The organism is Pseudomonas sp. LBUM1674, from assembly GCF_059695635.1.
This window is the reverse complement of sequence record NZ_CP166779.1, coordinates 5680974-5703713: the sequence shown is the minus strand read 5'-3', so window position 1 is coordinate 5703713 and position 22740 is coordinate 5680974. Positions and strand designations below refer to the sequence as shown.

The 22740-nt window shown below is 60.3% G+C and carries 15 protein-coding genes; 8 read left to right on the top strand and 7 right to left on the bottom strand.

From position 1 onward, the window contains the following. Positions 1–125: 125 nt before the first annotated feature. From ACA067_RS26230 to ACA067_RS26205, 6 genes are all read left to right on the top strand, one after another. Entirely contained in the window at positions 126–1763 is a 1638-nt protein-coding gene (locus ACA067_RS26230) for a 5-guanidino-2-oxopentanoate decarboxylase (RefSeq protein WP_497459155.1), read from the top strand. After that, positions 1760–3208, top strand: a complete 1449-nt coding sequence (locus ACA067_RS26225; protein ID WP_497459154.1) for an aldehyde dehydrogenase family protein — start codon at positions 1760–1762, stop codon at positions 3206–3208. The genes ACA067_RS26230 and ACA067_RS26225 overlap by 4 nt, the downstream gene beginning before the upstream one ends. A 217-nt stretch (positions 3209–3425) precedes the next feature. Continuing rightward, positions 3426–4529, top strand: coding sequence for an ABC transporter substrate-binding protein (locus ACA067_RS26220; RefSeq protein ID WP_497459153.1), 1104 nt, complete (start codon positions 3426–3428; stop codon positions 4527–4529). A gap of 194 nt (positions 4530–4723) precedes the next feature. Beyond that, positions 4724–5632 carry an ABC transporter permease gene (locus ACA067_RS26215; RefSeq protein ID WP_497459152.1) on the top strand — a complete coding sequence of 303 codons (909 nt, stop codon included), beginning with the start codon at positions 4724–4726 and terminating at the stop codon, positions 5630–5632. Beyond that, positions 5629–6477 (top strand): ABC transporter permease, encoded by an 849-nt coding sequence (locus tag ACA067_RS26210; protein ID WP_497459151.1) that lies wholly within the window; start codon positions 5629–5631, stop codon positions 6475–6477. Before ACA067_RS26215 ends, ACA067_RS26210 begins: the two co-directional genes overlap by 4 nt. A gap of 17 nt (positions 6478–6494) precedes the next feature. Further along, on the top strand, positions 6495–7550 hold the full coding sequence (locus ACA067_RS26205) for an ABC transporter ATP-binding protein (RefSeq protein ID WP_497459150.1): 1056 nt from the start codon (positions 6495–6497) through the stop codon (positions 7548–7550). A gap of 180 nt (positions 7551–7730) precedes the next feature. Here ACA067_RS26205 and ACA067_RS26200 read toward each other — a convergent pair whose 3' ends face one another. Next, positions 7731–8660, bottom strand: a complete 930-nt coding sequence (locus ACA067_RS26200; RefSeq protein WP_497459149.1) for an AraC family transcriptional regulator — start codon at positions 8658–8660, stop codon at positions 7731–7733. A 332-nt stretch (positions 8661–8992) separates the two neighbouring features. On the opposite strand from ACA067_RS26200, the gene ACA067_RS26195 reads away from it, so the two are divergent. Then, entirely contained in the window at positions 8993–9346 is a 354-nt protein-coding gene (locus ACA067_RS26195; protein WP_497459148.1) for an antibiotic biosynthesis monooxygenase family protein, read from the top strand. A gap of 41 nt (positions 9347–9387) precedes the next feature. Then, the gene (locus ACA067_RS26190; RefSeq protein WP_497459147.1) at positions 9388–9618 is read left to right on the top strand and encodes a hypothetical protein; all 231 of its coding nucleotides are present in this window, start codon (positions 9388–9390) and stop codon (positions 9616–9618) included. On the opposite strand, the gene ACA067_RS26185 is transcribed toward ACA067_RS26190, so the two are convergent. The 6 genes from ACA067_RS26185 to ACA067_RS26160 all read right to left on the bottom strand — a co-directional run bounded on the left by ACA067_RS26185 (position 9619) and on the right by ACA067_RS26160 (position 22729). Next, on the bottom strand, positions 9619–10248 hold the full coding sequence (locus ACA067_RS26185) for a flavin reductase family protein (RefSeq protein WP_497459146.1): 630 nt from the start codon (positions 10246–10248) through the stop codon (positions 9619–9621). A 236-nt stretch (positions 10249–10484) separates the two neighbouring features. Then, positions 10485–11804, bottom strand: a complete 1320-nt coding sequence (locus ACA067_RS26180) for an MFS transporter (RefSeq protein ID WP_497459145.1) — start codon at positions 11802–11804, stop codon at positions 10485–10487. A 300-nt stretch (positions 11805–12104) separates the two neighbouring features. Then, the gene (locus tag ACA067_RS26175; RefSeq protein ID WP_497459144.1) at positions 12105–13439 is read right to left on the bottom strand and encodes a sigma-54-dependent transcriptional regulator; all 1335 of its coding nucleotides are present in this window, start codon (positions 13437–13439) and stop codon (positions 12105–12107) included. Beyond that, positions 13433–15199: a sensor histidine kinase gene (locus ACA067_RS26170; RefSeq protein WP_497459143.1), complete on the bottom strand. Its 1767-nt coding sequence runs from the start codon at positions 15197–15199 to the stop codon at positions 13433–13435. The genes ACA067_RS26175 and ACA067_RS26170 overlap by 7 nt, the downstream gene beginning before the upstream one ends. A 121-nt stretch (positions 15200–15320) precedes the next feature. Continuing rightward, positions 15321–18092, bottom strand: a complete 2772-nt coding sequence (locus tag ACA067_RS26165) for an RHS repeat domain-containing protein (RefSeq protein ID WP_497459142.1) — start codon at positions 18090–18092, stop codon at positions 15321–15323. Between the two features lie 8 nt (positions 18093–18100). After that, complete coding sequence (locus tag ACA067_RS26160) at positions 18101–22729, bottom strand: SpvB/TcaC N-terminal domain-containing protein (RefSeq protein WP_497459141.1); 4629 nt, start codon at positions 22727–22729, stop codon at positions 18101–18103. Between the last annotated feature and the right edge of the window lie 11 nt (positions 22730–22740).

Sequence of the window (22740 nt, the reverse complement as noted above, 5' to 3'; positions counted from 1 at the left end):
ATGACTTTTTATCCATTGTTGCGGCTACGTGTCGCCCGTTCCAATGAGGCCATCCCTGGGACCTGTCGACTCATCATAAACACTGCGCAGGCCCGGCGTCTCAAACGAACAAGAAGGGCAATGACATGGCGACGTGCGGCGAAGTATTGGTCAAGTTACTCGAAGATTACGGTGTGGAGCAGGTGTTCGGCATTCCCGGGGTTCATACCGTGGAGCTGTACCGCGGGCTGGCCCGGTCGAGCATCAACCACGTCACTCCGCGTCACGAACAGGGCGCCGGCTTCATGGCCGACGGCTATGCGCGCACCAGCGGCAAACCGGGCGTGTGCTTTATCATCACCGGCCCTGGCATGACCAACATCACCACCGCCATGGGCCAGGCCTTCGCCGATTCGATCCCGATGCTGGTGATCTCCAGCGTACAGACCCGCAACCAGTTGGGCGGCGGACGCGGCAAGCTGCATGAGCTGCCGAACCAGAGTGCCTTGGTCGGCGGTGTGGCAGCGTTCTCCCACACCTTGATGTCGGCGTCGGAACTGCCGGGCGTGTTGGCCCGTGCCTTTGCCCTGTTCCAGGCCGGTCGTCCGCGTCCGGTGCACATCGAAATCCCATTGGACGTGCTGGTCGAAGAGGCCGATGACCTGCTCGCCAGCCTGCCGGTGAACATCGACCGCGCCGGTGCTTCGCCGAGCGCGATCAACCGCATGACCGAGTTGCTCGCCCGCGCCAAGCGTCCACTGATTCTCGCCGGTGGCGGCGCCATCGATGCGGCTGCCGAACTGACTGAACTGGCCGAACTGCTGGATGCGCCGGTGGCCCTGACCATCAATGCCAAAGGCATGCTCGAATCCAGGCATCCGTTGCTGATCGGTTCGACCCAGAGTCTGGTTGCCACTCGCGCGTTGGTCGCCGAGGCCGACGTGGTATTGGCGATTGGCACCGAACTGGCCGAGACCGACTACGACGTGACCTTCGCCGGTGGTTTCGAGATTCCTGGCAAATTGCTGCGCGTGGACATCGACCCGGACCAGACCGTACGCAACTATCCACCGCACGTGGCGCTGGTATCGGACTCGCGCAATGCGGCCCAAGCCTTGCTGGTCGCACTGTCCCACAAGTCGCTGGCCGAACGCCGCAACGATTGGGGCCAGGTTCGTGCTGCACGCTTGCGCGAAGAGCTCGCCGCCACCTGGGACGCGCCGACCCTGGCTCAAACGCGCTTCCTGGAAACCGTCTTGCACGAATTGCCGGACGCCGTTTTCGTCGGCGATTCGACCCAGCCGGTCTACACCGGCAACCTGACGTTCAACCCGGAACGCCCGCGTCGCTGGTTCAACTCGTCCACTGGCTACGGCACCCTAGGCTATGCGTTGCCGGCAGCGATTGGCGCCTGGCTCGGTGGCAGCATTGAAAACGGCGCCCGACCTCCAGTGGTGTGCCTGATCGGTGACGGCGGCCTGCAATTCACCCTGCCGGAACTGGCCAGCGCCGTTGAAGCGCGCACCCCGGTGATCGTCCTGCTGTGGAATAACCAGGGCTACGAAGAGATCAAGAAATACATGGTCAACCGCGCCATCGAGCCGGTCGGCGTGGACATCTATACCCCGGACTTCATCGGCGTGGCCAAGGCGCTGGGTTGTGCGGCCGAAGCCGTCAACGGTGTCGAGCAACTGCGCAGTGCGCTGCGCGCCGCCACCGATCGCCAAGGCCCGACGCTGATCGAAATCGACCAGACCCAGTGGATGCAGGCGGTGTCGAAATGAGTTTTCCTACGACGCTCGATGGCCTGTACATCAATGGCCAATGGTCCGCCGGCAACGAACATCTGCGGGTGATCAACCCCGCGACCGAAGCCTTGTTGACCACCGTCAACGGCGGTGATGAACGCGCTGTCGATCAAGCCGTCAGCGCGGCGACCGAAGCCTTCAAGGGCTGGTCGACCACCACCGGTGCCGAGCGTGGTGCGATCCTGCGCAAAATCGCCGCGGGCGTGCAGGCCGGTCGCGAGCAGTTGATGCATTTGCAGTCGAGCAACAACGGCAAACCGCTGTTCGAAGCGGCCATCGATGTCGATGACGTGGTCGCCACGTTCGAGTATTACGCCGGTCTGGCCGAAGGACTCGACGCCAGGCAAGACAGTGCCGTGGAGCTGCCCACCGACGACTTCAGCGCCCGCCTGCGCCGTGAGCCTTGCGGTGTGGTCGGCCTGATCGTGCCGTGGAATTTCCCGATGGTCACTACCGCCTGGAAACTCGCCCCGGCGTTGGCCGCCGGTTGCTGCGTGGTGCTCAAACCCTCGGAAGTCACTCCGCTGCCGGAGCTGGAACTGGCCGCTATCATCGCCGAGGCGGGTCTGCCCAAGGGTGTGTTCAACCTGGTCTGCGGCACTGGCCTGGCGGTCGGTGCGCCGCTGTCGGCTGATCCGCGAATCGCCAAGATCTCCTTCACCGGCAGTAATGCGGTCGGCGTGCAAGTGATGCAACGGGCAGCGGAAACGGTGAAGGGCGTCAGCCTGGAACTGGGCGGTAAATCCTCGTTGCTGGTGCTCGCCGATGCCGATCTCGAACTGGCCGTTGAAGTGGCCTGTGGCGGCGGCTTCTTCAACGCCGGGCAGATGTGTTCGGCCACCAGCCGCGTGCTGGTCGCCGATGAGGTGGCCGATGAGTTTCTATCGAAACTGAAAACTCGCGCCGAAGCGATTCGCGTCGCTGATCCGTTCGACCCGAACGTGGAAATGGGCGCACTGGTCAATCAGGCGCAATACCAGCGTGTGCTCGGTCACATCGATCGCGGTTTGAGTGCCGGCGCCAGCCTGGTTTGCGGCGGCAATCGCCCGGCAGACCTGCCGCGCGGCTATTTTTTGCAGCCGACGATTTTCACCGAAGTGCCCCTCAACAGTGCGCTGTGGTGTGAAGAAATCTTCGGTCCGGTGATCTGCGTGCGCAGTTTCACCTCCGAAGCCGAGGCGACTGCCTTGGCCAATGACAGCCAGTTCGGCCTGGTGGCCAGCGTGGTCACTCGCGACACCGAGGCTGCGGATCGGGTCGCCAATGCCTTGCAGGCGGGGCTGGTGTGGATCAACGCGCCGCAAGTGATCTTCCCGCAGACCGCCTGGGGTGGCTACAAACAGAGCAGCATCGGCCGCGAGCTGGGACCGTGGGGCTTACAGGCTTTTCAAGAAATAAAACACGTGATTCGAGCGCTCTGACGGCTCGAAAACGGTCAATGCATGCCTCTTGATGAGGCATGCACTGTCGTCATGGCTTCAATGAGTTTTTATCGATAGTCAGGTGTTTTGCACGACCTCAGGATGAAGCTGTCGACGCCGCTCTTGCCCTTTGAAACCGGGGCTTCAAGCAGATTCGACCGCGCGGATGCAAGGGTTGCGACCCACCTCATACTTACAAAAACAAAGGGAGTCCTTCATGGGCGATCATGATCTGAACAGACGTCAATTCATCAAAACCGTGGGCGTGGCGTCCGTAGCCGCAGCGGCCATGAGTCTGCCCTTCGTCCGGGCCAATGCCAGCGACACGCGCTTCCAGGGCAAGACCCTGCGCCTGCTGACCTGGTCCGATGACACCGGCCTGGCCGCACTGCGCAACATCGCAGCCACCTTCGAGGACAAGTACGGTTGCAAGGTCATCGCCGACCGCACCGGCAGCACCTCGGAAATGGTCGCCAAACTCAAGGCCGCCGGTGATCGTCCGCAGTACGATGTCATCACCCTGGCTGGCGTCGGCGCCGAAGGTCTGGCCGCCGCCGGGCTGCTGGAAAAACCCGACCTCAACCGCATTCCCAACCTGGTCGACGTGCCGGAGAAATACCGCACCGGCGCCAGTGGCCACGGCATTGGTTACCTGCTGTGGTGCAACAGTCTGGTCTACAGCACCCGCACCGTAAAAGAAGCGCCGGACAGCTACGCCGCGATGTGGGACGCCGACCTGGCACCGAACATCTTCCTGCCGCCGCCGAACTGGACCGAGGCCATGGACTTGATCATCATCGCCGCCAAACTGGCCGGTGGTGACGAGCACAACATCGAACCTGGCTTCAAGAAACTCGCCGAACTCAAGGATCGCGTGGTGACCCTGGGGGAAAACCCGAACCAGATCGCCGAGCTGTTCCGCACCGGCTCGCTGGACATGGGCGGCTTGTACGCACCGGCATTCTTCCCGAAACAGATCCGCGATCCGGCCTACGGTCTGGGCGCCACCTTCGGCATGAAGGAAGGCTTCTACACCGACCTGATGCTGTCGGTGATGCCGAAGAATCGTCCAGGCGATACCGACCTGGTCTACGCCTTCATCAACCACTCCCTGGACCCGCTGGTGCAGGGCAAGATGGCCGAAGACATCTACAACGGCCCGGTCAACGCCAAGGCGATCATCTCCGCCGAGGCACGCAAGAGCCCGTACATCCTCACGCCGGAGCAGATTGCCGAGAAGGCGATCATGCACGACAACGCCTTCCTGGCCTCCGTGCATGACCAATGGATTCGTCGCTACACGGAAATCTTTTCTTCCTGATCGAGTGGCGAACACAGGATCTTCAGCCACTGAAGATCCCCTGTGGGAGCGAGCTTGCTCGCGATAGCGATCTGTCAGTCGACATCGATGGTGAATGTCAGTCTGCAATCGCGAGCAAGCTCGCTCCCACAGTGGGCTGATGTGGTTTCAAGGCTTGTGTTTGCCAGCTGCTTTCCATTGACGAGACCACTGCTATGGAACACCAACCTCTGACTCACCCGGTAAGCGTGGCCCCCGAGCGCGCCACCCGGGGTGTTTCGCCGACGACCCGCGCCTGGTTTTTCCTCTCGCCGTCGATGCTGTTTCTGGGCGTGCTGATTGCAGCCAGCCTGCTGGTGTTGCGCATGAGCGTAGGCACCAAGGGCGCGGAATGGACCGGGTTTAGCCTGGCCAGTTACGCCCAGCTGCTGGAACCCTATTACCTCAAATCCTTGCTGCTGACCCTGCGCCTGGCCTTGATCAGCGCGGTGATCGCGGTCGTACTGGCGATCCCGGTGGCCTACACCATGTCGCGGCTGACCTCGCCCTTTGTGCGACGGATCTTCCTCGCTGCGGTGTTGTTGCCGTTGCTGGTCAACCTGCTGCTGCAAAGCTACGGCTGGCTGGTGATCCTGGGTCCTGGCGGCATGCTCAATCAGGCGCTGATGGGCCTGGGCCTGATCAAGCGCCCGATCATGCTGCTGTACAACCAGAACGGCGTCCTGATGGGCCTGGTGCAGACTGCCTTCCCGCTGGCAGTGCTGCCGATTGCCAGCGCCATGCGCGGTGTCGCCCGCACTTACGAAGAAGCCGCCGCCACCCTGGGTGCGAGTCGCTTGCAGGTGTTCCGCCAGGTGGTGCTGCCGATGAGCATGCCGGGGATCATTACCGGCGCGACCCTGGTCTTCGCCTACAACGCCAGCAGTTTCGTGGTGCCGTTGCTGCTCGGTGGCCGCCGCGTGCCGATGCTGGCGGTGATGGTGCATGACCAGATCGCGCCGCTGATGAACTGGCCCGCCGCATCCGCTGCCGGTGTGGTGCTGATTGTCACCACTCTGGCGATCATGACCTTGTCCGAATACATCACCGGCCGTCGTCGGCGCATGCTGGAGGCTTCCCAATGAGCACCCTGATCAAGAAGCGTTATGGGCTGCTGCCCGGCGAGACCGGCAAGTTTGCCGGCATCCTCTCGGGTTTCATCCTGCTGCTGGCGGTGTTGCCGATCCTGACCATGATCGTGATGTCGTTCAGTGGTGCATCGAACCTCGACTTCCCGCCGAGCAGCTACAGCCTGCAATGGTACAAGGCCGCCTGGAACACCTTCGTCTCGCCCGATTCCAGCGATGTGCTGAGCCTTGGCAAGGCCATGACCACCAGTCTGATGGTGGCATGCCTGACCATGGTGTTCGCCACGATCGTCGCGGTACCGGCGGCTTACGCGCTGACCCGTTGCGAGTTCCGCGGCAAGGCCGTGGCGCTGCAACTGATGTCGCTGCCATTGGTGTTCCCGATGGTGGTGTTGGGGCTGGCGTTGTTGCTGGTGTTCGACAGCCTGCCGTTCCAGATGACCACTTCGCGCCTGGTGATTGCCCACGTGATTCTGGCGTTGCCGTTCGTGGTGAAGAACTGCACTGCCGCGATGTTATCCATCGGCAGCGAAGTTGAAGAGGCCGCGCAAATGCTCGGCGCCTCACCGCTGAGGGCGATCGTCGATGTGGTGGTGCCGTTGATGAAGTCGGGGATCCTGGCGGGGATGCTGCTGGCGTTCATCGTCTCGTTCAACGAATTCACCGTGACCTATTTCCTCTACACCATCGACGTCATGACCGTGCCGATCTGGATGTACAGCCGCACCGTGTCTTCGCTCGACCCTACCGTTTTCTCGTTTGCCGTGCTGATCGTGCTGATCGACTTCGTCCTGATCTGGGCGTTGGAGAAGCTGGTCGGTGAAGGTGGCGTTTCGTTCTGATTCTTGAGGTGATTCATATGTCTGGTCTGATTCTGGAAAACGTCGAGAAACATTATGGCTCGGCCTGCGCGGTAAAGGATGTGAACCTGCATTTGCCCGAGGGCAAACTGGTGTGTTTCCTCGGCCCGTCGGGCTGCGGCAAAACCACCTTGCTGCGGATGATCGCCGGGCTTGAAACCCTGAGCGGCGGCGAGATTCGCCTGGACGGTGAAGACATCGGCCACACTCCGGCGCACCAGCGCAATTTCGGCATGGTGTTTCAATCCCTGGCGCTGTTTCCGCACATGACCGTGGGGGAAAACATCGCCTATCCGCTGAAACTGCGCGGGGTGAGCAAGGCTGATCAGCAGGCGCGGGTGGTGGAGCTGTTGCAACTGATTCAATTGCAGGAAATGATCGACCGTCCGGTGTCGAAGCTCTCCGGCGGTCAACGCCAGCGCGTGGCGATTGCCCGAGCCATTGCCAATCACCCGAAAATCCTTCTGCTGGATGAGCCGTTGTCGGCGCTGGATGCCAAGCTGCGCGAATCCATGCAGGTGGAAATCCGACAACTGCAACAGCGCCTGAACATCACCACCATCATGGTGACCCACGACCAGCGTGAAGCCATGACCATGGCCGATATAGTCGTGGTGCTGGGTGAGCATCGGGTGCAGCAGGTGGGGACGCCGATCGAGATCTACCGCCATCCGGCCAACGAATTCGTCGCGGACTTCATCGGCTCGGGCAACATCTTCCCGGCCACCGCGCTGGGCAACGGCAAAATTGGTTTGCCGGGTGGTGATGCCCTGGAAGTGCCGATTTGCAGCAGCATAGTGGTGGGGGAGAAGGTCAGGATGCTGATTCGCCCTGAAGACCTGCAACTGTCGCAGCCGCAGGCTACGGCGGGCAATCGCTTGCTGGGCAAGGTGACGTTCGTGCGCGATATCGGCGCGACGATTGAAACCACCGTGGAGTGTTCCGGGGTGTCGTTTACCGCGTTGAGCACGCCGTGTCAGGGGTTTGGGTTGAGCATTGGCAATCCGGTGTCGGTGACCTTGCCGGCAGAGGCTTGTCGGGTGCTCAGCGCCTGATTCTAGAGGTGGGTTGACTGTACTGGCCTCATCGTCGGAACGCCGCCCGGAGCAAGCTCGCTCCCACAGTTGATCGGAGGTGTTCACAAATTTTGTGTTCACAGGAGATCCCATGTGGGAGCGAGCTTGCTCCGGGCGGCGTTCCGACGATGAGGCTGGTAAATCCAACGCAAATCTCATCTAAACACTCAAGCGCAACCGCGCCAAATCCCGAAGCGGCGGCGCGCCGAACAACCGGCTGTACTCCCGGCTGAATTGCGACGGGCTTTCATACCCCACCCGATACCCCGCCGCCGACGCTTCCAGCCCTTCGGCCAGCATCAACCGCCGCGCCTCCTGCAAGCGCAACTGCTTCTGATACTGCAACGGACTCATCGCCGTCATTGCCTTGAACCGATGATGCAGCGTCGACACGCTCAGGTTCACTTCCTTGGCCAGATCATCGATGCGCAGCGGCTGCTCATAATTGCCGTTGAGCCATTTGATGGCCTGGCTGATGCGATGGCTCTGGCTGTTGGTGATGGCAATTTCATACAGCCGATGGCCCTGCTGGCTGCGCAACAGTCGGTAGAGAATCTCCCGCCGAATCAGCGGCGCGAGCATGGCGATGTCTTTCGGAGTGTCCAGCAGGCGAGCCAGGCGCAGTACGGCGTCGAGCATCGCGGTGTCGAGCCGCTCGACATACAGGCCGCGGCCAGTGGGCCGGGCGGGCACCCCGATCGGGCCGGCGTCGGCAATCAGTGCGGTGATTTGCGCGGGATCGATGTCCAGCCGCACGGCGAGGATGGGTTCTTCGGGGGAAACATTCACGACCCGTCCGCTCAAGGGCATCGACACTGACACCACCAGGTAATTCAGCGGGTCGTAGTTGAAGAACTCGTCGGCCAGCCGCACTTCCTTGCGCCCCTGGGCCATGATGCACAGCGCCGGTTGCGCCAGCACCGGGGCAAACTCATGGGACTGGCTGTGGCGCGACATGAACAGCGAGCCGACGGCAGTGGCATAAGTGCCATCGTCCTGCGTGTTACGGCGGATGATGGCGGCCAGTTCCGTGCGCTGCTTCTCCATGTCGGCGTCCAGCGGGGCCTGAGAATGATCGAGTGACGACATGCAGGCATCCTCTTTGCGGCGTTGGAAATGAGCAGAGCTTAAGTTTGTGCAAGGCACAGCGGTAGACATATCCTGCGAAAAGCTTGCCTGATTCTGCACGGGCTGGAGAGGGCGCACTGCCAAGACCGTTCAGTGCCCGGAAAACTTGCTTGAAAGTCGTATGACAGCCCGGTGACAGGTTTTACAGGTTGTTACAGGTGCCGGGTACAGCCGCGCAGGATTGTGCAACAAGCCGGCAGGAATCGACTAACGCGGCTGCGTCCGGGCGCTTAACCTTGGATCCTGTCGCAGCCCGTCCCACGGCTGCGGTCGACTACCTGGGAGGGTTGAACATGTCTACGCAGATCCCCGTCAGTCATATGGCCTTTGTCCGCGCCCGCGCCGGGCGTTCGGCAGAACTCGGTGCGCGCCTGAGTGCCTTGATCGAGCCGTCGCGTAACGCGCCTGGCTGCTTGAGCTTTGCCTTGCAGCATTCGCAGTGCGATTCCGAGTTGTGGCTAGTGTCCGGTTTCTGGATCAATCAACAAGCCATGACCGCCTATTTCAACAGCCCGGCCATGGAGATCTTTGCCGAGCTGGTGCAGGAGTTGGTGGTCAACAGCCTGGATTTCCATACCTTCAGGGACGTCTCGGCGGGTCAGGCCTCGGGTCACGCACAAGCACCGGTACACAAACTGGCCGGTTGAAGGTTTAATGGCGCCATTCTCCATTAGCCAGGATCCGCGACATGGCACGCAAAGCCTTTGAAACCTTCGAAGCCGTATCGGCCGTAGTGCCCCGTGAGGGTGGTTACTACGCGGCGATTGCCACCAAACCAATCGGTGGCTCGGGTGCACCGCGCTTCAACAAACTGCTGGAAGACCAGACGTTCAAGACCGCCAGAGAAGCGGACGAGGCTGCCGCCCTGGAACTGACTCGCCTCAAGGGCGTCGGCGAAGACGGCGACCTGATCTGGTAATTACTTGACCGCTCCCGGGCGGAACATCTTGAACAATGCCTCAGGCCCCAGCTGGAAATAATCCGCTGGCCCGCCGCCGCGCAGAATCGGTTCTGCCGCGGCGGTGTCGTACACCCCGTCCTTGAGCAACCATTTGGCGATATGCACGGCGACCACTTCGCCGAGGATCAACCAGCTGGGCACCACGTTTCCGTCTGCCCGCTGCAACTGAATGATCTGGGTGACCTTGCACTCGAACGACACCGGACTTTCCGCCACCCGTGGCACCTGAATGATTTTCGAGGCGGCCGGCGTCAGTCCGGACAGCTCGAATTCGTTGACCTCAGGCGCGACCATGGCGCAGCTCTGGTTCATTTGCTCGGCCAGCGGCCGGGTCGCCAGGTTCCAGGCGAATTCGCCCGTCTGTTCGATGTTGTTCAGGCTGTCTTTGCGGCCGACGCTGGAAAAACCAATGATTGGCGGGATGTAATTGAAGGCGTTGAAGAAGCTGTAGGGCGCCAGGTTCAAGCGGCCGTTGGCATCCTGTGAAGAAATCCAGCCGATGGGGCGCGGGCCGACGATCGCATTGAACGGATCGTGGGGCAGGCCATGGCCATTGGCGGGTTCGTAGAAGTGGATGTCGTCGGGCATGGAAGGGGTTCCTGGGGGATTCTTTCGGGATCGGGCCATAGTGCAAGGGCGAACCGCTAATTTCCAGTCGCCTCGCTCCCTGTAGGAGCCGGCTTGCTGGCAATGGTGTGTCAGCCAAGTGGATGTCGACTGACACACCTTCGCCAGCAAGCCGGTTCCTACAGGGTTTTTTGTCGGTTAAATAAAAAGGGGCAGACCCGTTAAGGTCTGCCCCTGTTTTTGTTGCGTTGGCGAACTCAGTCCGTCTCGATCCGCGAATGCTTGCGGGTGTCTTTCATGGTGATATACACCAGCAGCGACACGGCAATGCACGCAGTGACATACCAGTAGTAACCGGTTTCCATGCCGATGCTCTTGAACCACAGCGCGATGTATTCAGCGGTACCGCCGAAGATCGACACGGTCAGTGCGTACGGCAAACCAACGCCCAGCGCACGGATTTCGGTCGGGAACAGTTCGGCTTTGACCACCGCGTTGATCGAGGTATAGCCGCTGACGATGATCAGCGCTGCCATGATCAGGAAGAACGCGCCCCACCAGGTGGTGATGGTGTGAAGGGTGGTGAGGATCGGCACGGTGAACAGCGTCCCCAGGATGCCGAAGGCAATCAGGATTGGCCGACGACCGATTTTATCCGACAGCCCGCCAACGAGCGGTTGCAGGCACATGAACAGGAACAGCGTGGCCGCCGAAATGGTGGTGGAGTCGGAGATGCTCATGCCGACCGTGTTCACCAGGTATTTCTGCATGTAGGTGGTGTAGGTGTAAAACGCCAGGGTGCCGCCCATGGTCAGGCCGACCACGGTCATCAGTTCCTTCGGATGGCGCATCAAGGTGCGCATGGCGCTTTCCTTGGCCTTTTCTTTCTTGGTGAACGACTCGGTTTCTTCCATGCCACGACGCAGGTACAGCGCGACCACGGCACACAGCGCGCCGATGGCGAACGGAATGCGCCAGCCCCAGGCGTACAGCTCTTCGGTGGTCAGGGTATTTTGCAGCACGATCAACACGCCCAGTGCTATGAGCTGACCGGAGATCAGGGTCACGTACTGGAAGCTGGAGAAGAAGCCGCGACGTTCCCTGGTTGCCATTTCGCTGAGGTACGTGGCCGAGGTGCCGTACTCGCCACCGACCGACAGGCCCTGCAGCAGACGGGCAAACACCAGCAGGATCGGCGCGCCGATGCCGATGGTTTCATAGCCAGGGCTCAGGGCGATCAGCAGCGAGCCGAAGCACATCAGGTACACCGAGGCCATCAACGCCTTTTTGCGCCCGACCTTGTCGGCATACAGGCCCATCACCCAGCCGCCGATCGGACGCATCAGGAAGCCCACGGCGAAGATCGCCGCCGTATTCAGAAGCTGAGCAGTGGTGTCGCCTTTGGGGAAAAAGGCCTTGGCGAAGTACAGGGAGAAGGCAGCGTAGACGTACCAGTCATACCACTCGACCATGTTGCCGACAGAGCCGCTGAAGATCGACTTGATGCGGCTGGAGGTGGTTCTTGCTTTGGCCGGAACGGCAGCCGATCCAAGGGGCAGGGTATTGGAGTTATCCATTGAAGGATCCTTCGTTTAATTGTTGTTGTGGAGCGCAGTTAAACGCAGCCTGCAGGGGCTATAGCAGGAGCTGTGCCAATCGGGGGAGGGCCGGTTTAGAGGGGGTTGCGGGGTTTGATGAGCGGATTTCCGCTTATGTCTGGCTTTGTGTGAGCGGAAAGTTGCTTATGATGGGCGGGAGTTTTCGTGGCTTGAGCCGACCCCATCGCGAGCAAGCTCGCTCCCACAATGTTTGGCGTACACAGATCCACTGTGGGAGCGAGCTTGCTCGCGATGGGGCCATAACGGGCACTGCAGGCCTCAACTGTCGGGCAAAAACATCTCGCGCGCCAACCCATGCCGCTGCATCTTTTCATTGAAGGTGCGGCGCGGCAGTTGCAGTTCTTCGAGCACCGCTTTCACATCACCTTTGTGCCGGGTCAGTGCCGCGCGCAGGCAATGCGCTTCAAACGCTTCCTGTTGCGCCGCCAGCGACTGCCCGGGATCGACGCCCGGTGGTTCCGGCTCGTCCAGTCCCAGCACCTGACGCTCGGCGACGTTCGCCAGTTCACGCACATTGCCCGGCCAGTCGTGGCTCAGCAGATGGCTCAACTGCGGCCCGCTCAAGGGTGGGAAAGTGCGCCCCAGACGCTCGGCGGCATTCTGCGCAAACGACTCGAACAACAACGGGATGTCTTCGCGCCGATCGCGCAACGGTGGCAAGCGCAACTCGGCCACGTTCAGTCGGTAGGCCAGATCCTCACGAAAGCGTCCGGCCCGCGCTTCGTCCAGCAAGTCGGGCTTGGTCGCGGCGATGATCCGCAAATCCACGCGGATGCTCTGATTGGAACCCAACCGCTCGAGCTTCTGCTCCTGCAACACCCGCAGCAATTTCACCTGCTGGGCCAGGGGCATGCTTTCGATTTCATCGAGAAACAGCGTGCCGCCATCGGCGTATTCAAGCTTGCCGATGCGCTTGCCCTGAGCACCGGTGAACGCGCCGCTTTCATGCCCGAACAGCTCGGCCTCGAACAACTGCTCGGGGATCGCCGCGCAGTTCAAGGCCACGAACGGCTTGGCTGCTCGGGGTCCGAAGTCATGCAGGCAACGGGCAACCAGTTCCTTGCCGCTGCCGGTTTCACCGCGGATCACCACGTTGACCGGCAGCGCCGCCAGGTCCAGCACTTGCCGACGCAAGGTCTGCATGCCACGGGACACGCCCAGCAGCGTGGCATCGAGTTTGGCGCGATTGTCCGCCTGCTCGTGCAGGGCGCGGTTTTCCAGGACCAGCCGGCGCTTGTCCAGCGCGCGACGCAGGCTGCCAAGCAGGGTTTCGGGGGTGAAGGGCTTTTCGAGGAAGTCGTAGGCGCCATCGCGCATCGCCTCGACCGCCATCGGCACATCGCCATGGCCGGTCAGCAGGATCACCGGCAGATCGGCATCGCGGCGCTGCACTTCGGCCAGCAGTTCCAGGCCGGTCATGCCGGGCATGCGCACGTCGCTGAGGATCACCCCGGGGAAATGTTTCGGCAACTGCGCCAGGCATTCATCGGCACGGCTGAACAGCTGCACCTCGAAACCCGACAGGCTCAGCCATTGTTCGACGGCGTCGCGGATGCTGCTTTCATCGTCGACCACTATCACTGAATTCAGCATGCGCCATTGGCCTCTGGATCGATCGGCAAGGTGAGGGTGAACACCGCGCCGTTGTCGTGATTGTCGGCGCTCAAGCGTCCGCCCGATTCGTGCACGATGGCGAAGGATACCGCCAGACCGATGCCCAGGCCATCGCCCACCGGTTTGGTGGTGAAGAACGGATCGAACACCTTCGCCAGGTTTTCCTCGGCGATGCCGCTGCCGTTGTCGATCACGCTCAGGCGCCACCGTTGTTCGTCTGCTTCCAGGCGGATTTCCAGGCGCTTGCAGGGTTTATCCTGCATCGCATCGAGGGCGTTGCGCAGCAGATTGATCAGCACCTGCTCCAGGCGAATCGCATCGCCCCGCACCCAGGCCGGTCGCGTCAGGTGCAGCACCGTGCTCACCTGTTCATCGCGCAGGCGCGTGTCGAGCAGCTGCAATGATTGGTCCACCACCGCCGCCAGGTCCAGGCGTTCACGCAAGCCGCCGGGGCTTTTGCGGGCGAAGGTTTTCAAATGACCGGTGAGGGCGGCCATGCGCGTCAGCATGTCATCCACCGGTTTGAGCGCCTTGTAGGCTTCATCGACTCGACCGTGATCAAGCAGCAGCCGCAGCGTAGCCAGCTGCATGCGCTGGGCGGTCAGCGGCTGGTTGATTTCATGCGCCAGCGCGGCGGACATCTGGCCGAGGGCGGCGAGTTTGGCCGATTGCACCAGACCGTCCTGAGCCGTGCGCAGGTCACGGGTACGCTCTTGTACAAGCTGTTCGAGCTCTTCGCGGCTGCGCTGGCGCATTTTTGCCAGGCGCCAGCGCTGGTTGAGGAACAGCAGCAGGAACACCAGCGCCAGCCACAACCCGGCAGCGGCCAGCGCCGCGTTGCGCACATCCTCAAAGGCCACTTGCGGGCGGCGCAGCAGATGCAGCGTCCAGCCTTCGGCGGCCAACGGCAGGGATTCCCACAGGTACTCGGCCTTGCCGTCAGGGCCATCGACCCGGGTCAGATCGCTGTCGTCGTCGAAACGGTGCAGGGATTGATAGTCCAGCAGCGTCAGGGGCTGCTTGTCATATTGACGGGTGGCTTTAAGTTCGGCGTGATCGGCGTCGTTCAGCGGTTGCAACAGGCGATAACGCCAGCCCGGCTGGTTGGCGATGAAAATGATCCCGCGTGCGTCACTGACCAGCAGCGTGTCGCTGCCCTGGCGCCATTCGCGCTCCAGTTCCGGAAACTCGAGCTTGACCACCATCGCGCCGAGAAACCGGCCATCGTCATCGGTGACCGCACTGGACAGGAAGTAACCGGGAATTCCGCTGGTCACCCCCACCGCATAAAAGCGCCCGGTGCCCTGGGTGCGGGTCTGGCTGAAATAGGGGCGAAAACCGTAGTTGTGGCCGACGTAACTGCTGGGCAAACGCCAATTGCTGGCGGCGATGGCAAGACCGGTGTGATCGAGCAATTCCAGGGTCGAGGACTCGGCCGCGCCGTTGATCTGTTCCAGTTTGCGGTTCAGCGCATCCTGCTGCTCGGGGCTCAGCGGGCCCTTGAGTGCCGAACGCAATTGCGGGTCCAGGGCGAGCACGGCGGGCAGGGCGCGGTAACGCTCGATCAGGGTGTGCAGAGACGTGGCGTACAACCCCAATTGCTGGTTGGCGCGGGCAGCGTCTTCCACCAGCGCCTGACGCTCGGCGTGGCGTATGGCCAGGGTGGCGGCGAGGGCTGCGCCGGCAACGATAACAAAGGTATAGAGCGCCAGGCGCAGGGGGCGGGGCGTTGGGAGCATGGGGTAATCAGGCCAATGATAGGAGGCGCAAGATAGCATGCGGGCTATCTTGCGCCAGTGACCTCCCCGTCTCGATCTTGATGAAGCGGATGCGCAGTGTCAGGTGACAATTGATCGATATTCAGTGACGGGAGGCGTCGCGTATTCGTTGCCTTTCATTCTCCATTTTTCCCAATGAACGAATATGGTTACTGCCTAGCGTTACCACTTCTTCGTGGCCCAAATGCACTTCATCCATCGAGTGGGCGCCTCCAGTATGATCGAAAAGAGTGTAGCTCGGGGCCGTGTCCATGTCTGTGTCCTCGTCCTCGTCCACGTCCATGTCCGGGGTCCGGAAGCTTATGCCGAGATGTTCATACATTTTCTGGCTATTCGAGACCATATTTTCAAGCAGGGAGACTCCACTTATCTCACTGGCATCGATTTCATAAAAATAATATTCATGGTCCGAGGTCGTTGAGTAATACAGCGCTCCTTCGAGTGAGGCGGCCACAATCAAGGCGTCTCCACGGATCATTTTCCGAACGCCCCCGAAATCGTCAGAGGGATTGAAACCCTGCCGTGCTACCTCATCAGGCGTACGCCGATCCGCCCGGTATACCTTGGCGCCAAAATTTCCTCTCATTAGCAGATTTTTTTCATTCCATTGGTAATAAAACTCAGGGTTGATGCGTTGCAGGTCATCCAGAGTGCTGTCTTGAATGGCTGTCGGACTGTCAGAACTGGTGGGTCCGCCCGACGAGGCGCTACTATGAGAGGAACCGGGTGACCCTGGATCAGACATCGACTCCTCGTCATCGTCTTGCTCGGGCTGCCGAGGAGCAATCGTTGACAAGCCATAACGGGCTATCAAGCTCTGCTCATTGTCCAGCAATTGCTCAAGCGCGCTGTCCAGCAAAGAGGCATCCGTATTGTGCTCTTGCCACATCTGCCCATCAGGATCGATCCGGCTGATCGGATTGTTGCCACAGAACCCGTACACATTCAGACCGTCGCTTGCACCGGCAGGATCCGGACAAATCCACCGACACAACCAAGGCGCGTAATACCGCAACCCATAGTCATACAACCCGCTCGCATCCCGTTCCTTGCCCGAATAACGGACGGTTTTGTAGCTCGCCTCGACTTCATTGCGCGCCGCCCACCAGGCCGTGCCGCCGTAGGGGTAGTAGCCTTCATGACTGATGATGTCAGCCTGACCGTCCAGCTCCAGGGTGCTGGAGACTAAATGATCGTTGAGGCTGTAGCGCAACTGATCCTGCTGGATATCGTCGGGGGGCGGGGTGACCCAGTGCAGGCAGCGCACCTGACCGCGCTCGGTCTGAATGGTGATGACTTCCAGATGTTCGCTGTCATCCAGCGTGCGGATTTCCAGCCCAGGCAAATACCGCACTTCACGCACATGCGTAACGCCGCTGGCGACGCTGCACTGCTGTTTTCGCACGCGCAGGCGCTGATGGTCATAAACGTAGTATTCAGCATCCTCCTCGCCACCCTGTCGGCTGACCTGAGTGATCTGTTGTAGCTGGTTTTGCCCGTTCCACAGCATATTCCGGTCGTGGGGATTGAGGTTTTGCAGATTGCCATTGGCATCGAAACCGTGAACGAAATCCGGCGGTCGTTGTTCATCCCAGGGCAGTGTACGGTTGCTGTCTTCGGCGACCTTGAACGCTCGGCGGTGTGCCTGTCCGTGATGGGCGCTCTCGTGGCGCAGCACAATGAGGTTGCCGCCCCGATCATAGTCGTAGTGTTCGGTGTAGTTGAGCAGACGACTGCTGTCGCCAGGATTGGGCATCAGTTCGGGCAACTCCGGACGGATGCTTTGGCCCAAGGCTTCGCGGCCATTTGCGCTGATCAATTGGGACAGGCTGTCGTAGGTGTACAGGTTGATAGCCTCAACCATCTGGTTAGCAAAATAGCGCGTGGGTTGCGTGTGATCCCGCATTTTTACGACGTTGCCACCTGCATCGTGCAGGTAGCTTAGTTCCTGCAAGCGCTCGCGGCCGACGCGGTCGGTCAGCAGTCTTAGCAGACGGCCATTGGCCGGGTCGAACTGCGAGCTGGTGGTCGTGCCGTTGCCGCAGGTTTGCGACTCTATCTGCCCCAGGGCGTTGTAACTGAGGCTGTGCAGTATCGTTTGCCCGGTGGTGTTTTCCTTGAGTTGTAGCTGCACCCGTTGCAGTTGGCCAGCCTGGTCGAACTGCCAGGACTGGCGATGGCCACGGGCATCGACCTGGCAAAGCAGTTCACCGCCAGGGCTGTAGCGTCGGCGAGTCTGGAAGCCTTCCCCGGGCTCGAGTAATCCGTTGCGAGCTTCAAGTGATGGCGGCCAGTCGGAGGGTTGCAGGGTTTTGAGAAATTGCCGTTTCTGGATGAGCAGTTCACCCAGTAAACCGTACTCCTGCAAGTGCAACGTGCCAGCCGTGTCATCGTGACGGATCAACCGCCCACACTGATTTCGCGCGACGAATTCGACGGTATTACCGGCGTAGGTCAGGCGTTCGAGGGTTCGTGAATCCGAACCTCGTGTCTGTTCATGGATTGCGACGGGCCGTTGCTGTTTATCGTATTCATTCTGCCAATGACTGCCTCGACCGTCCCAAGCCTCCTGCGTCGCCCCGGCTTCGCCATGCAGCCCCAGCCGCCAACCGGCATCGACGCTGTCGGTCAGCAACACGCCACCCGACAGGCTATAAACCGTGGTCATGTTCGGTCGGGACGTGGGCGCCAGAAATCGCGGATCACGCTGCGCCACCAGCCGCCCGACGCTATCATTGTGCCGCGCCGTGATCCGCGACTCGGGTATGAGTTCGTCGGCATCGCGCCGCCAGTACGCCACTTGGCGTATCGGCAGACCGCGGTTGTCGATGACCGCCAGCTGCGGGGTGTTCACGTGAACGTTCAATGGAGCGTCCATCCATTGCGTTTTATCGGGGCTGGTGGCGGGTCAAACAGGTCGTTTTCATCGAAAGCGATGGTGTACCAGCAGCGATAGCGCATCTCCCGGCGCAATGGCTTGAGTTCCGAGTCGGGACCTTGCGCCATTCTTTTCGCCAGGACGGTGCGAGTCGGGCGGCCGGCGGCGTCGTAGAACTGTTGATCGTGATAGGCGAACGTACGTAGCGACTCGTCTTTGATACGGTGGAACTTATCGGCGAAGTAAGGCCGGTAGATCCGTACTTTTTCGCCCTTGTTGTTGTATTCGACCGGTTCGCTGACCCGCCAGCGGCGCGAGGCTTCGGCTTCCTCCGGGGTGCCATCGTCCTTGAGTTTCAACGTGCTGTCGTCCATCACCACCCAGGCCTTGCCGGGTTCGACTTCCTGTTTGGTTTGCAGCACGCGGCCGAAGCCATCCTGGTGGATGATGGCGATGCGGATCTGCAACTCCGGGTCGCCCGGATAGCGATCCGCCTGCAAGGTTGCGACGTGGACCGGTTCCCGGTGAGCGGCCTCGACATAGTGCTGAAGGAGCTGTTCGTCCGCGCTTGGGTTTTCGAGCTGCAAAAGATGCTGGCGGGCGCGGTCACAGAGGTGGCCGCTGGGTAGTACAAAGCCGTTTGCTCGTGCCCAGTCCCGCCAGTCGTCGCCCGGTAATTCGGTCGCCGCAATCCGGCCCATCCAGCTGAAAGCATCGCTGAACATGGCCATCGCATAATTGCCGATGGCTTCCCGAGGCGTTTCGATGGCGCGGGTCGGGCTGCGGTCGTCAGGCGGCAAATAGTTACGCAGTGAATGGAAGCCGACCTTCTCGCCCAGCTCGGTACCATAAAAACTGGTAACCAGCACCTCACCGAAGGCGTTGTAGCGCGCCTCCTGCAGGTTGCGATTGGGGTCTTCGATGGCTGCGGGAAGAAATGTGCAGTAATCGGTATTCAGGGATTGGGTCGTGCAACCGTCCGGCAATTCGATGGCCGTGTGCAGGCACCAGTAGGGGTCATAACTGACCTTGGTGATGCCGTGGCTCCGGGTCTGCTGGAAATGCTGGATGTTGTAAAAACCGTCCGCGCCATGATAACCGGGGAAACCACGGTGCACGAACCACAGGTGGTCCTTGGCGTCGGGCGGGGTCGCAGGTTCGGGTTGTTCGACCTCGGGCAGGAACCACCCCATGGTGTGGTAACCCACTGATTCGAGTTTTTCGTAAAGATTGAAGGGCATGTCGCCGTTGTCATCCTTGAGCTTGTCGTAAGCGTTCAGGGCGTTGGCGTCCAATTCGGCGATTTCCACGTAGCCTGGCAGTGCATGGAACGTTGCCTTGCCCTTTTCCATTGTCTGGCCGGTGGCAGGATCGATGTAGAACTGCATGGACATACCGGCGAGCACCGACTGTTTCGCCCATTCCCCATCATCCATGCTCCACTCGACAAAGTTCTTGTGGCAGATGTCTTTTGTATTCAGCCGCGCCTTTTCCAGAACCAGGGCATTACTGCGTTCGCGATAGGGCAGCCCCAGTCGATAAGGCATTCCCGGTTTCCAGGTCTGATCATGGTTAACATGGATGAATTCAGCTTTGGATTCGGTCAAGTACCAGCACTGTTGCGCATCGTCGTGGGCGTCCGTCCACCAGCGGTTTTCATGTTCGTCGGCAAAGGGTGGTGTTGCGTCGGTCTTGCGCCGTGCGTAGTAGACGACGAAAGCATGGAGCACGCTGCCGAATTCGTTCCATCTCAGATTGAGGCTGTGCTGGCAACGAGGGTCATCCGGCATTTCAGGTTCGTATTGATAGCTGATCGATTCCAGTGCCATGGGTTGCAGCACGGAGTAAGGGTAGTGCTCACCTTTCGAGCGCAGTATGCGGACCTGAAAGCGATGCTCAGCCACGGCATATGGCACTGTGGGAGCATCAGCAGCGAACACTTCAGTGCGCAAGGTCGAGCCACTGAGTGCACGTGCGATCTCCCGGGCGGTTTGCTCGTCAGGTGGCATGTCGATGGGTTCAGCCACCCCATCGCGCTGATGAAAACGTTCCAGTCGGGTGGGTTGCAGGTCTACAGCGTCCGGGTCGCCCTCGTAATAATCGTCCCGAGGCTGATCGATGGATTTGCCGATGTGAAACCAGGTCTTGCTCAAGATCGGCGCTGTGAATCCCGGGCTTGCGCGTTCCACTTCGCTGGCTTCGGTGTCGGTTTGCAGTAACAGGCCAAAGCCGCGCAATTCCCGTTCGAAGGGGTCGTAATATCCCTGACGGTAGCTCATGAGCTGGGTCAGTCGATTACCGGTGATTTCATCGACCTGGGTTTGACGCTTGACCAGATGCATCGCGAACGGCACACCGGACTCGACGACCTTATCCTTTTGCTCATTTTCCTCGTCCAGAAACTCCTGCGCCGAACTGCGGTAGTCGATGAAACTGAGTGCGCCCATGTTGTTGTTGCTGCGATTGACCAGGTACGGCTTGGCCTTGACGAAGTCATAACGCCAGTGCCGTGGGGACATGTGCGCAACGGTCAAGACCAGGCTGGTGCAGCCGAGTCCCAGCAGGTCGGCAGTGGTGACCTGACACAAGTGATCGTAACGCACGCCTTCGGGCCATGGCAGGTTGATGGAATCAGTAGCGAAACCCTTGCCGCTGTGGTTCATGAACACACGCAGGCGGTCGGATTCCAGGTAAATCAGGTCGGTTGCGCCCGAGCCGTCCAGGTCCGCCAGGATGACCTGCGACGCGTTGAAACGCTCGTAAGGGAATTTTGGTGCAGTGAGCGTGATCTTCTTTCCGAAGCGGCCATGGCCCAGGTTGGGCCAACATTCCAGACTGTCGTGGCGGATGCGGAACAGGTGCTGTTTACCGCTGCCCAATACATCACTGAACCCCACCATTTCTGTTTGCGAACTACTCGGCAGTGGTAGGGCATCGTCATTGTCGTGTGGCACATCAGTGCCTGCGCTGAAACCGCTGTCATCGCCCAGATTGGTATACAGACGCACGCTATTGCTGCCGATCAGGGCGACATGGGTGCGACCGTCACCCACCAGATCAGCCATTTGCGCCTGGGGATGAAAGTACTCCAGCGGGAAGGCTTTATAGGGGACGAACGTCGACCATTGGCGGTCGGGGTGCATCGTAAAAAAGCCATTCATGGTCGGGGCGTGCAGTCCCCATTCCAGCTTGCCATCACCGTTCAGGTCACTGAGGGTCTGGCGCATTGGTTTGCTGCTATCGGCGATGGGAATGTATGGCAGTTCTTTCAAGTCGCCATAGTGCACGTCATCGCCGCCACTGTCGGCGCGCAATGGTTCACGGTAGTACCAGGCCTTGTCATGGTGGCATAGCACGCCCGGCATGCCTTTGCCGTACAAATCCACCAGCTGGTAGCGCTGGCCGTCATTGAGCCCCGGCATCTCTGGGAAGCCGCTCCAGCCCGGATGTTGCTTCTGGAGATCGAAGGGCACGTAGCTGAATTCCATCGGTGGCCGGCTCTCGACCCTGCCCTGGCCATCATAAGCCTGAAGGTGGGCGGCGGTCAGATGGCTGTAATCCAGAGGATTGATGTGGTGCTCCAGCAGCAGGCGCTGAACCAGTATTGGCGAGTCACCCAGGTCGGGCTTGAAATGGTGAAACATCAACACCTGGTGGCAAAGGCGGCGAGTGCCCAATTCGAATCCGTAATCGTAATTCCAGAACGGATCGCGGCGTACGATCCATTCGCCGAATTGATCACCGTCCTGTGAGTAAGGTGGGCCATAGACCGGTTTTACCGTCAGATCGTGGCTGCGTTCGCCGTAATCGAACAGCAGATGAAAGTGGAACTGCACATCTGTCCAGCCATCGGCGTTCCAGGAATACAGCGTCGACTGCGCCACTGCGTTGCCGTAAAGCACCCGATGCAAATGACGCTGGGCACGATAGTCGCGAAACTGCTGTGCGGCAGGCTCAGCTGTTTCCGCCTTGTACTCATAGACGATGTGCTCACCGCGAGTATTGACGGTTTCGTCCAGCAGCCAAACGCCTGTGCGTTCAGGCTCCAGCGGTTTGCTTTGGTCTCTGGGTTCGGCCCGGCGCGACGCCAGCGTCTTGCCGTACATATGGATGCTGCCATCGGCGCTATGAATCAACCAGAAGCCCGCAACGTCGTTGTCACCGAACCACCGTTCGATCCTGGCGAAACCGCCCTCGATCCGGGGCTGATAACGGACCCTTCGATAGGTTGTCGTGTCGACGGTTTCATTGTGTTCGATGAGCTCGCCATCAGCGTCAAGCTCGGGCATCCAGGTCTCACCGTCGGGGCCGACGATCAGATCCTTGTTGTCATAAAACGGTACACCCTTGCTCGTTCGCACCGTAATGGCGTTGACGCTCAAATGCCATCCGATACCAAATGGACTGTTTCCCACATGGCTGCTGTAGCCAAGCGAAAGGGCAGGCACCAGGTCACGATTGGGCGCCCTGGAAATCGGCAGCGGCAATTCAAGCGAGGCTGAACCGGTGGTGCCCACAGCCCCCCAACTGCCAAAGCTGGCAATGGCCCCGCCGATCTTGGGTTGGGTGGGGGCCGAAATATTGATGCTGCCTTTTTGATCTTCCGTGGCCATTTCCGTTTCCG

Coding starts and splice junctions, on each gene's coding strand:
- ACA067_RS26230 (WP_497459155.1), top strand. CDS start 126: ATGGCGACGTGCGGCGAAGTATTGGTCAAGTTACTCGAAGATTACGGT.
- ACA067_RS26225 (WP_497459154.1), top strand. CDS start 1,760: ATGAGTTTTCCTACGACGCTCGATGGCCTGTACATCAATGGCCAATGG.
- ACA067_RS26220 (WP_497459153.1), top strand. CDS start 3,426: ATGGGCGATCATGATCTGAACAGACGTCAATTCATCAAAACCGTGGGC.
- ACA067_RS26215 (WP_497459152.1), top strand. CDS start 4,724: ATGGAACACCAACCTCTGACTCACCCGGTAAGCGTGGCCCCCGAGCGC.
- ACA067_RS26210 (WP_497459151.1), top strand. CDS start 5,629: ATGAGCACCCTGATCAAGAAGCGTTATGGGCTGCTGCCCGGCGAGACC.
- ACA067_RS26205 (WP_497459150.1), top strand. CDS start 6,495: ATGTCTGGTCTGATTCTGGAAAACGTCGAGAAACATTATGGCTCGGCC.
- ACA067_RS26200 (WP_497459149.1), bottom strand. CDS start 8,660: ATGTCGTCACTCGATCATTCTCAGGCCCCGCTGGACGCCGACATGGAG.
- ACA067_RS26195 (WP_497459148.1), top strand. CDS start 8,993: ATGTCTACGCAGATCCCCGTCAGTCATATGGCCTTTGTCCGCGCCCGC.
- ACA067_RS26190 (WP_497459147.1), top strand. CDS start 9,388: ATGGCACGCAAAGCCTTTGAAACCTTCGAAGCCGTATCGGCCGTAGTG.
- ACA067_RS26185 (WP_497459146.1), bottom strand. CDS start 10,248: ATGCCCGACGACATCCACTTCTACGAACCCGCCAATGGCCATGGCCTG.
- ACA067_RS26180 (WP_497459145.1), bottom strand. CDS start 11,804: ATGGATAACTCCAATACCCTGCCCCTTGGATCGGCTGCCGTTCCGGCC.
- ACA067_RS26175 (WP_497459144.1), bottom strand. CDS start 13,439: ATGCTGAATTCAGTGATAGTGGTCGACGATGAAAGCAGCATCCGCGAC.
- ACA067_RS26170 (WP_497459143.1), bottom strand. CDS start 15,199: ATGCTCCCAACGCCCCGCCCCCTGCGCCTGGCGCTCTATACCTTTGTT.
- ACA067_RS26160 (WP_497459141.1), bottom strand. CDS start 22,729: ATGGCCACGGAAGATCAAAAAGGCAGCATCAATATTTCGGCCCCCACC.